This is a genomic window from Nonomuraea sp. NPDC003707 (assembly GCF_053587055.1).
This window is the reverse complement of sequence record NZ_JBSFNK010000096.1, coordinates 1-10,312: the sequence shown is the minus strand read 5'-3', so window position 1 is coordinate 10,312 and position 10,312 is coordinate 1. Positions and strand designations below refer to the sequence as shown.

The window sequence follows — 10,312 nt, the reverse complement described above, 5'->3', positions numbered from 1 at the left end:
AATGCACAGCCCCGTCACGTTCGAGGGCCTCTACAGGCCGTCAGGCACCGCTGAGTGACCTCACCTCAGGTGTCCGTGCTGCGGGGGGAAGCTCACAATCACGTGGAGCCTTTCGGCGGTTGTGCTTTCTTGTGGTGAGAACTCATCTACCGGAGGCTCCACGTCTGTCTCCGGCCTTCGACGACTTCTCCCGAAAGGCCCGAAACGCCACCGCCAGTGTCCCGGACATCCCTCATCGTCCGAATTATTTCCCTGAGATCACCTCACTGCACCGACGCGCACGGCGCACTGCGCTGGAGGGATGGCAGCACGCTACCGCCGGCCTCGCTGCGCTTCGATTCTCCCAACGATGTCGATGCGCGCTGCGGCACCGAATGGAGCGGCTACCGGGTCCATTTGACCGAGACCTGCGATGATGACCTGCAGCATCTTGTGGTGCACGTGGCCACCACCATCGCCCCGGTCCAAGATGGGCAGCTCACCGAGCACATCCACGACGACCCGGCACCTGCCGGGCCTGCCCGGTTCGCACCTCGTGCACCGCATCGGCCAAACGACCCCGCGCACTGGCGCTGCTGCCCCACCCGCTGCACGAGACCCAAACCCGTAACCGCGCCGACCAGGCAGATCCAGCATGGCAGACCCGCTGGGCCGTCCGCGCCGGGTGCGAATCAACCATCTCCGAGAACGTCCGGCCCGTGGGCTACGTCGCACCCGGCAGCTGTGAAATGCGGCCTGCTCCTGCGCTGGCGCGGGTGCCGGTGCGGCGGTCTCGTCGGTCGCGCTCGTCATGCTCTCTTCAGCCTCCGTCGTGGGCTCGGCTGCGATGCAGCACGCGGCCGATCGTCACGTCATCGATGTCGGGCAGGACCCCTCCGGAGAAAGTCGGCGAGTCGCGGCTGGCCGTCCGCGAGCTCTCCAACTGGGCACCGCCTGTTCGAATGGCCCGCAGCACCCCGGCGAACTGAGCGCGCTCGGCGTCAGACAGGCCGTTCATCGGGTGTCCCTCACGGCCCATCCGGGGCCCGCCCTGGTGGCATGGTAGAGGGAGAGCTGTTGGTGGAAGCTGGCCTTCCTCCAACAGCACGTCATTCTGGCCTTGCGACGCATTCCGCTGCTCGTCGTAATGCTCCGCGCCGTGGTGATCGTGGCCCCCGCCAGGTTCGAACCGGCAGCCACAAGCTGACCGCTGGGCAAGACACGTGGAGAGCCCGTTGCGTCGAGAGAGTGCGCCGTCTAACTCGGCGCCGGATCGCCCCCGCAGGGGGCAGAGGTTCGGGAGGAGGTGACCTCTGGGCCACCCGCCTTACCTGAACGGGAAACCGGGAGGGGACAAGAGCATGGCGGGAAAGCGCGGAGTGCCGTGAAGACGCCGAAGGCACGGTCGTGCAAGGCCCGCGTGATATGGCGAAGGCCAGACTGCTTGAAACCCAGTCTCCAGCGGTGCAAACGTTCACACCTCCCGACACGGCGTCTGTTGTCGGGGCTGTCGGCATAGGGCGATTCCGACTTAACGGGCTGGGTGGACTGGCGGTGGTGGCAGTTGCTGGCTGGTCTGCTGGTTGCGCGCCCCTGGCTTGCGCGGGTCACCGTCGGGCTGGCTGTGATCAGCGCTGCCACGGTCGCTACCCTGGCGGCCGGACCAGCCGTGGCGGCGGCGGTGGCGGTACTGTTCGTGGTCAACCTAGCGGGTTGGTGGCGGCCGCTGTGGCCCGAGGACGATGCACCCTATTATCGCACTTTCCCCCGTCGTCGACTTCTGCTGTTGCGAGCGGCCTTTGCCGCAGCCGGGCCGGTCCTGACCGGCGTCGCAGTGTGGGCTCCGCTGTTCGGCCTCGTGCTCGGCCTGATCTCGGCTGGGGTCATGGCAGCTGCCTCGCTGCTGCCGATCGCGCTTTCGCGGGCCGGCCTTCACCTCATGCGGGAGGACGGACGTTAGCCACGCGAAGCCGGGCCAGCGCACGGTGGGAACCAGGTGGGGGTTTGGCGGTCGGTCCCCGGGCCACCCTCCGCCTCACGCATCGGGTCGCTGCTGATGCCGCAGGCCGGCATGCTCTGATCGGTGCCCTGGTGGTGGGCACGGCCGCGGCAGTGGCGGGCGGCGTTCCTGACCTGGTGTCGGCCGTGTCCGCGGGGGCGCTGGTGTATGGCGCCAACGCGGGTCTGGCCGCCGGATGGGGCACCTGGGTCCGATATCGATTGATCCACCTTTCGCTTGCCTTGCGGGGGCTGCTCCCCTGGCGGTTGTGGCGGTTCCTCAATGATGCTCACCGGCGCGGTATTTTGCGCCAAGCCGGAACCGTCTGGCAGTTCCGGCATATTTTGCTCCAGGACCGGCTGACCGCCACCATCCTCCAGGACTTTCTGAGGAGCCGTAGCAAGTCGGGAGACGTTGCGGCCATCATCCAGCTGGGCGCTCTGCTTGCCGGGCGCGGGCAGATCGAACAAGCCTTGGCCGTGCTGCGTGCTCACGCTAGTAATCCCGCCGTCGCGGCCCGGTTGTCGGATCTCCTGGCTGAGCTCGGACAGGTGGAGGAAGCCCTGGTCCTGGTGCGACCGCTCGCCGCCACCGACTTCCCGGGTGCCTTCCACCGGCTGATCGATTTGCTCACCAGGCATGGGCGGGTGGATGAGGCCATCGCCGTACTGCAAGCTCGCGCCGGTCCTGGTTTGCCCTTCATCCCCGATCTGGTCATTCGCTTCGGACTCCCCTCAGCCGAGACGCTGCTGGTCGACCTCTTGGCCAAGCATGGGCGGATGGAAGAATTGGGCGCCCGCGCCGACGCCGGTGACGCTCTGGCCGCTCACCGGCTGGCTGGCCTCCTGGCTGAGCATGGGCGGGTGGAGGAACTGCGTGTCCGCGCCGACGCGGGTGATGGCTTCGCCGCTGACCGGCTGGGCGGGCTACTCGCCGAACGCGGGCACGTAGAGGAGGCCCTGGCACTGCTGCGCGACCATGACGACAACAACACGGTCGCCGAGCGGCTGGTCGATCTTCTGGCTGAACACGGACGAGAAGAGGAGTTGAGAAGCCGCGCTGACGACGGCGACGCGTTGGCCGTCGATCGATTAGGGGGGCTGCTCGCCGAACGTGGGCAGGTAGAGGAGGCCCTCGCTCTGTTGCGCATGCATGCCGACGGCGGAAACCTTCATGCGGCCAGCCGGCTGGCCGAACTTCTCGCTGAGCATGGGCGGGTGGAGGAACTGCGCGCCCGAATCGACTCCGGCCTCGACACCGACTTCGCCGTCACCCGGCTGATCGAGTTGTTCACCAAAGGCGGGCTGGAGGAAGAAGCGCTGGCGCTGGCACGGACCCATGACAGGCAGCAGGAGCTGGCCGACCTGCTCGTGGCTTCTCGGCGTCTGGACGAGCTGCGCGCCCGCGCCGATGCCCACGATTTCTTCGCCGGCCTGAAGCTGGCCGATCTTCGAACTGGGCCTGGTCGATGAGCTCCGGGCACGCGCGGACCGCAGGGATGGGTTCGCCGTAGAACGGCTGGTCGACCTGCTCGTGGAGCAGGGTCAGGTGGTTGAGCTGCGCGAGCGCGCCAATGCCGGAGATCCCTATGCCGCCAGTGAGCTCGGTAAGTTGCTGGCCGCTGGCGGCCAGGTGGAGGAGGCTCTCGTGCTGTTGCGGGCTCGCGCCATCCAAGACCCCGAGGCCGCCATGTTGATGATCGACCTGCTGACCCATCCCGAGCGGAGCGGGACGTAAAGGGGTGCGTTATCTCGGCACTGAGCCTGCCTATACCTCCTGGTCTATGGGCTGGCCGCACGCGGTAGCGTTCAGCCGCGCCGATGTGCACCACCACACTGGCGTCCCGCCTCCTTCGCGCAGGCAGGGAGGTTGGGCCGCGCGGGCACCCCATGATGTCGACACGGTCGCCTGGAGGGCAGCAGATACGTTCATCCGCTACACCCAGACATGCGAACAGGGATTCGAGTGATGGGGTACGGTGGGGTGCTATGAGAGATGAGCACCGTCTCGCCCTCGCGTCCGTGCTGCACCCCGTACGACGCGCGGCCGAGAGCGTCAGTGATCATTCTTTGGTTGCCGCGGACCCTGCTGCCACCTCGACCGCGGACGAAGTGCTCCGCGCCCTCGAGATGTTGCACGTAGAGGTGGCACGCGCCCGAACGCTCGTTCAGCAACTGGCGGAGCGGTCCTGACACCCGCACATGGTGGCCGCTCACCGCATCAACTCCATCGCTGCCCGCTCGTTCCTGCACCGCAGGCCAGCCGACGGCGAAGCCTTGGCAGGCTGGCACCGCATGCAGCGCTGAGAATGTTCTTCCCGGCGATCACGTCAGCATGATCCGTGGGCAGGCTTCAGGTTCGCCTGCCCCCGTCTTCGGACAAGAGCTGGGCAGGGTCTCAGACCAGGAGCAGGCCTCGTGACGCCCCGACTGGGCGTCCAGGCCGAGGACAACGCGGTAGGCTTCGGGGCGATCTTCGGTTCGACGCGGTACTTCGTGTAGGAACGACTCCGGGTACGGGTGGCGATGATGACCAGTTTGTACGCGCACGCCGGCGGCGACGAGGGCTTGCACCGCTTGGAAGAGGTCTTCTACGCCAAGGTCCTCACCGATCCCCTGCTTAAGGTGCTCTTCCCCGAAGCCAAGCCGCACCACGTAGAGAACTTGACCTGGTTCACGGCCGAATCATTCGGCGGTCCCGACCGGTTCACCCGCAACCTGGGATTCGAGCACATCATCAACGTTCACCGGCACTTGCGGATCACCGAGGAGCAGCGGCAGCGTTTCGTCGATCTCTACATGCAAGCAGTCGAAGAGTCCGACATGCCCACTGACCAGGCCTTTCGGCAGGCCATACGCGAACACGTGGAGTTCGGCTCGCACGTCGCTATGCAGAACTCCCACGCTGAAACCGACGCCGACCTGCACCCCTTGCGCGCAGTCCCGCACTGGAGCTGGGATGGCGACGAGCAGCACGAACCGGCCCCGTAAGACCGGGCACAGCTGGATCGACCGCCGCGTGAAATGTGCTCAGGCGTACTCCTCGCGTATGTTCCGATCATATTCGACGTGTCCGGCTCGGGCTCGTCGCTCGTCCAGGTGCTCACAGTTCTCCATCGACCGAGGGTCGAGCCGCCCATCGTGCGTGGGCTAGGGCATTAGCAGATAACGCCCTGAACGGCGACAACTCATGATTTAGTGCAGTCAACAGGTCCTTCGGCGACAGGAACACGGTCGACCAGACAGGGGTGATCGGCCCAGGTCGCCCGCCTGCCCCGCTTCGGCGCCTTCCAACAGGGGCAGGCAGCTGCGATGGAAGGCGACATCGCGGTCGGCAGGCTGTGCCAGGAGCCAAGCGGCCTGGCCGCTTCCTCGCCGACCAGCTCGTGCTCGTTTCGCCGCGTCGACACCGTGGCACCGTCGTCGCGAACTGATCGGCCCAGAGCCCCACCCGAGCAAGACAGCCGCGGGCTACGATTAGCCACATGACCGCTCCCCAGCACCGCGCACACCTTGCCGACCGCGTCCAACGGCTCGAAGCGGCCGCCTTCACGCTCGGTGCCGACGTGGGAGACATCAAGGCGGCCGTGGACCAGCTTCCGCACACGCTCCGCCAGGAGATCCTCGACTACACCGAGCCAGTCTTCGGGGAAATCATGGCGGGCAACGCATCACTGGCCACCAAGGAGCATCTGGACCACCTTGAGCAGCGGCTGAAAGACCTCATCGAAACGCGCTTCGGTCAAGTCGACGCCAAGCTCGACCGGCTCCTGGCCGCTCTGCCGGAACCTCCGGTGAGCTGAGGGCGAGCGAACACCGACCGGTTGCAGGATTTGTGGTTGGGGCCGGCTGCTGCCCGGCTCACTCTCGCGAGGCACCGGCGCAAACGCCCTCCGTACCGTGACAGCGGGGCGCAGTCACTGGTGGCTGCCGTTGAGCGGCGCCCACCGTGCTCTGGGCGACGTCCGTGACCCGGGCTGGGCTGGCCACGACGCCGGGCAGGTCGCCGAGCTCACGCCCTCCCCCGGCCCAGCAGGCCAAGGCGGAGCCGCAGCAGTGTCCGGCCGCCGATGCGGGATGGCGTGTGCGAATCCGTCGCCGGTCCGGCGCTGGCCAGGCCAGTGCCCAAGTTCGTGTCCGACCCGAGATCTGGGGCGCGATATTCGTCGGTCATCTGTTACCCCACGCGGTGCAAGCGCCCCCTCTACTTGCTCTGTACCGTCCCGCCGCGCGTGCAGGGAACGGTATCGCCGTCATCTGGCACAAGAAACCTTGTCAGGCGACCTGCCTGCGATGCCTGCGGTCGTGCTCGGCATGCGGCCCCGAACCGGCTCGTGCAACCGCGCGGGGCCGTCCGGGTTTTCTGGCATCCTTTGATTCTTGAGGTGCGGAGGCATCGTGGCGCCCACTGAAGTTCCTCCCTTGGCGAGTAGCAACCGGCGCATCGTGTCCATCTGGGCAGATGGCCTGTTCGCTCTTGCCTTCGGGATCGTGAAGGTGAGCGAGGCGAATCACAACCACTGCCCTCCGGGGCGGATCAACCTCCAACCGCGACATCGAGCCGACAACGTGTCACGGCCCCGCGCACGCCGGGCCCCAACTGCCGCGCCATCGGCGATCTCCTGCGCCACGAGCCGTGGTGGTTCAATCAGAAGACGGCAACTGGAGCTTTTCTGTCGCGTCCCAGTGGAGGAGCCTCCGGCGTTCTATGCTCGTCTGACGCTCACGGCTGTCCAACGGCTGCGCTCTGTAGTACCCAATGCCTTCGTCCAGCAGCGGCCGAGGTCCGTAGCGCGCATATCCGCGTCTGCTACGGGAGTGGAAGTGCTCCCATACAGCTTCGCCTTGGTCTCAGGAACCTGTGGGCAGCCGAAAAACTGGGCCGCATGGCTACTCGCAATCTGATTGCGGGTGCGCTACGGTCTCGATCATCAGTGATTGGAGGGAATAGAGGTGGCACAGCCCTACAAGGGACCGAGGGACATCTCCACGCTCAAGCTCCCGCTCGAGTTGAGGGGACGGATGGAGCGCGCCGCGTCACTGCACAAGTACCGGCAGCTCGGTGTCTACATGGCGGACCTCATCGTCGCTTTGCATCCGAATCCCGCGAAGGATCCCGCGCGGGCCGCCGCCATGCACTCGGTGATTCCCACTTTGCTGAGAGGCACCCAGATCTCAGGCGGCATCCGGAAGTCGGTCACTGTCCGAACGCCCAAGGGTGCAAAGGCTCGCATCAAGGCCGCCTACAGCGACTACGACTACCCCGACATGACTGCCTATCTCGGGACGTTGCTCAGTGCACTACATCCCACCGATGGAGGGGGCGCCGAGGCTGCCACGGCATCCACTCTGGTTGGTTGCCTGCTTGCCGGCGATCCCATCAGCGTGTCTCCGGCAGGCAACCGCATCGACGAGAAGCAGTTGTCGCTTCTGAGCAGCGATGTTCTGGCTCAACATGCGGCCTAAGCCCGCCGTATTTTCGGCGAGAGGAGACGCGCCGACGCCGACGTAGGACGCCCATAGCGGCGAACCCGCACAAATGCAGAGAGCCCCCGCGCTAGATGGCCTGGAAACCGTGCGCGAGAGCTCTCTCTACAAACCAAAGACATCCGACCCGGCTCGAGTCGGCTTAGCGCTTTCGCGTGCCTGGCCGGTGTCCAGAAGTCCTGGAGTCCACGATAGACGATGACTTGCAGGGTCGGCTAGTCGTGCGCGCAAACGGCGTGTTCGGCGTGTCCGGGCCTATGACGATCTTTACCACTCACGAGTGTCTCAAACCGGACACGCCGTGGAGCGGACATTCTCCGCGTGTGCATTCCCTCAAGCGGACAGTGCGCGGATCAGGCCGTATCGAGCTACCGCATCGGCGTAGGCGGGCGAAGGGCCCCGACCAACGTCCTGTGCGGCACTGGGTGCTCCCCCATGACAGCTGCCTCACGCAGCAGGCCCATGCGCTGGTGCGCTCCATCGCCTCATCGTTGGCTTGCCATTGTGTCCGCCCGGTAGCCGGGCGGCCCCACGAACTCGCCGTCGCTGTCCGGCCGACGGCGCAACGACTGCGCCCCATCTCGGAGGCGCCGTTGCCCTAACCCCCATCGCCCGGAAGTCACCTGCCCGGGTCCACACCTAACCCCATAACGCACTCAGCGGCGAGCGGCGCTGGGCCCACCAGGCCGCCAGCAGCTTTGTTTAGTGCACCCAAAACCGAGCGGACGAAGCATGAGCCATGCGCTCTATTTAGCGTACCCAAAACTGGATCCACAACCGCAGACCTCGCCAGCGGTCGCGGCCCTGTTCGGCTGGTACGGACTCGCTTCGTCATGGCCTGGGCTGCCGCTCGGCCCTACCGACTCGCCGTCGCCCTACCACGACCGGCGCACCCGCTACACATGAAACCGGAGGCACCCCTGATCTAGGTCAGCCGCTGCCCGGAGGCGATATACCCGGGCCCGCCTAACGCCATAACGCACCCCAGGTGCCGGCCAGCTGCCCCCAGGCAGCCGCCAACACCTGTGTTTAGTGCACCCAAAAGTCGCACGGAGCACACCATGAGCCATGCGCTCGATTCAGCGCGCCAAAAAGCAGAGCCGTTCAGCACGGCGGATCCGCTCGACGACGCCACCCTGATGGACGATTCGCCCCAGGCACCGTTCGAGGCGAGACCGCGCCCGGGACGGGGCATGACCGACTCCTCCGCCGCCGTCGCGCGCCCGCTCGACGAGTTGCCCGACGGCACGGTCAAAATCCCGCTGGGGCTTCCACATGGCGCTGTCTGGCCTGTTGTGGCCCAGGTGGCCGCTCTTTCGCAACGTCGCGCGGGCTGCACGGCGAGCATCGGGTTCCTGGCTGACCGGCTCGGCATGCATCCGTCGACCATCTACAACGCGTTGCACGCGGCTGGCGCGTGGATCATTACCGACACCAGCACCCGGACCACCCGTCGTTACCTCGCTCTGTTTCCGGAGGACGCGGCCTGGGCTCGGATCTCCTACCGTGCGGCGGCCGGCGTCGGCTGCCGCAGCATCCAGGGTGTGTGGACGCCTCGACGGAACCGATCGGCGATGTTGGAGCTCTACTGCCGGCTGCGCCGTGACGAAGCTGTCGGGGCGGTCCGCAGTCAGTCCGAGTTGGCTGAAGACCTGGATGTGACCGATCGAACGTTGCGGTCCATGCTGAGCGCTCTCGAAGAGGATGGGTGGATCTCACACCACCGTACCGGCCGCATGATCGCGTACCGGACGCATGATGCGCCGTTGCATGTCGTTGATGCAGCCGCAGTCCTTGACGGGGAGCCCTCTGCGGAGCCCGGCAACGGGCCAGCGCAGGAGCCGACGGCGGAGCGATCTCGGAATCTGAGCCGAAACGATCTAGGAAGTTTGGCCGAAATGATCTCGGACGCTGAGGCGATACAGAAGCCGGACCTTGAAAGGGGATTTGAGAAGCGCGATTGTTCACCTCTCGCCGTAGGCGATGTACAGGTCCGTAGCGATGACGCCGAGGACGCGCTTCCGCGCGAGAGGAATATCCACGAAGACAGGGGGGGCACCTCCGGACGGCTTCGACCGAGAGGCGCTCTGAGCGTCATGGCCGCTATCCCCCTCACCTGGCAGCTGCGAATGAGTGAGCGGGACCGGGAACGGGTGCTTGCGGCCGTGGAAAGGGAGATGAGCTGTGGGCGCACGGTGAAACAGATGACCGCGCGCGTTCGGCGGCGGCTGACGGTGTGGTATGGGATCGAGCCTCGTCGCCCAGTCGCCGTTGCCTTGACCATCATCGATCGCGGCTATTTCTGTCCGCACCCCGAGTGTGAAGATCATTTGTTGCCTTCGGGACACTGGTGTTTGGCCTGCGAGAAGATCGGCGCACAAGTACGGCAGCAGCGGCACCAAGGCCATGCTTCAGGCGAGACCACCGACACGAACACACCCGTTCAAACATCGCCTGACCAGCGTATGTCTCCTCCCGCAAAGCAACTCCAGAAACGCCAGGAGCACCCTCAGCAGAAGGTGGCCCATGTCCCTGCTGGTGGTCCGGACGGACCAGCCGAGCGGGCCCGAGCCCTGCTCCTGGCAACGTGCCCACGCACCGCCGCGACCATGCGAGCCGCGGCTGCGCGCAAGGGACAGAAGCTGCCGGAGCCGGCACCGATCGCGGGATGACGCCTCCGGCATTCGCCCACGCAAGGAGAGCTGACCATGATCAGAAACTGGGCACGGCACGAGGAATATGGCGCGGTCCTAGTGCTGCGTTCCTCAAAGGGTGTAGGTGAACCTTCGGCGTAGCTGCCGTGGTGGCGGTGGTGGGCGTCCCCAGACCCAGGGTTTGGCCTGGGCGT

Annotated in this window: 8 protein-coding genes and 1 pseudogene; 8 read left to right on the top strand and 1 reads right to left on the bottom strand. The window is 66.0% G+C overall.

The annotated features are described in order from the left end of the window. Positions 1-512 precede the first annotated feature (512 nt). A pseudogene (locus ACWDRB_RS67210) lies at positions 513-692 on the top strand (transposase); the annotation flags it as partial. A 107-nt stretch (positions 693-799) separates the two neighbouring features. On the opposite strand, the gene ACWDRB_RS67205 reads toward ACWDRB_RS67210, so the two are convergent. Next, positions 800-997, bottom strand: a complete 198-nt coding sequence (locus ACWDRB_RS67205) for a hypothetical protein (protein ID WP_449912702.1) — start codon at positions 995-997, stop codon at positions 800-802. Between the two features lie 525 nt (positions 998-1,522). On the opposite strand from ACWDRB_RS67205, the gene ACWDRB_RS67200 reads away from it, so the two are divergent. From ACWDRB_RS67200 to ACWDRB_RS67170, 7 genes are all read left to right on the top strand, one after another. Then, on the top strand, positions 1,523-1,939 hold the full coding sequence (locus ACWDRB_RS67200; protein WP_449912699.1) for a hypothetical protein: 417 nt from the start codon (positions 1,523-1,525) through the stop codon (positions 1,937-1,939). A gap of 44 nt (positions 1,940-1,983) precedes the next feature. After that, the gene (locus ACWDRB_RS67195) at positions 1,984-3,450 is read left to right on the top strand and encodes a tetratricopeptide repeat protein (RefSeq protein ID WP_449912697.1); all 1,467 of its coding nucleotides are present in this window, start codon (positions 1,984-1,986) and stop codon (positions 3,448-3,450) included. A gap of 76 nt (positions 3,451-3,526) precedes the next feature. Further along, positions 3,527-3,715 (top strand): hypothetical protein, encoded by a 189-nt coding sequence (locus ACWDRB_RS67190; RefSeq protein WP_449912696.1) that lies wholly within the window; start codon positions 3,527-3,529, stop codon positions 3,713-3,715. Positions 3,716-4,503: 788 nt separating this feature from the next. Then, a complete protein-coding gene (locus ACWDRB_RS67185; RefSeq protein WP_449912700.1) occupies positions 4,504-4,968 on the top strand; it encodes a group II truncated hemoglobin in 465 nt (154 codons plus the stop codon). A gap of 494 nt (positions 4,969-5,462) precedes the next feature. Beyond that, positions 5,463-5,780, top strand: a complete 318-nt coding sequence (locus tag ACWDRB_RS67180; protein WP_449912694.1) for a hypothetical protein — start codon at positions 5,463-5,465, stop codon at positions 5,778-5,780. Between the two features lie 1,150 nt (positions 5,781-6,930). Next, on the top strand, positions 6,931-7,443 hold the full coding sequence (locus ACWDRB_RS67175) for a hypothetical protein (RefSeq protein WP_449912692.1): 513 nt from the start codon (positions 6,931-6,933) through the stop codon (positions 7,441-7,443). A 1,082-nt stretch (positions 7,444-8,525) separates the two neighbouring features. Then, a complete protein-coding gene (locus ACWDRB_RS67170) occupies positions 8,526-10,136 on the top strand; it encodes a hypothetical protein (protein WP_449912690.1) in 1,611 nt (536 codons plus the stop codon). Positions 10,137-10,312 lie beyond the last annotated feature (176 nt).

What these genes read in the sequence shown, in the direction of transcription:
- ACWDRB_RS67205 (WP_449912702.1), bottom strand. Translation starts at nt 997, where the DNA reads ATGAACGGCCTGTCTGACGCCGAGCGCGCTCAGTTCGCCGGGGTGCTG.
- ACWDRB_RS67185 (WP_449912700.1), top strand. Translation starts at nt 4,504, where the DNA reads ATGATGACCAGTTTGTACGCGCACGCCGGCGGCGACGAGGGCTTGCAC.
- ACWDRB_RS67180 (WP_449912694.1), top strand. Translation starts at nt 5,463, where the DNA reads ATGACCGCTCCCCAGCACCGCGCACACCTTGCCGACCGCGTCCAACGG.
- ACWDRB_RS67170 (WP_449912690.1), top strand. Translation starts at nt 8,526, where the DNA reads ATGAGCCATGCGCTCGATTCAGCGCGCCAAAAAGCAGAGCCGTTCAGC.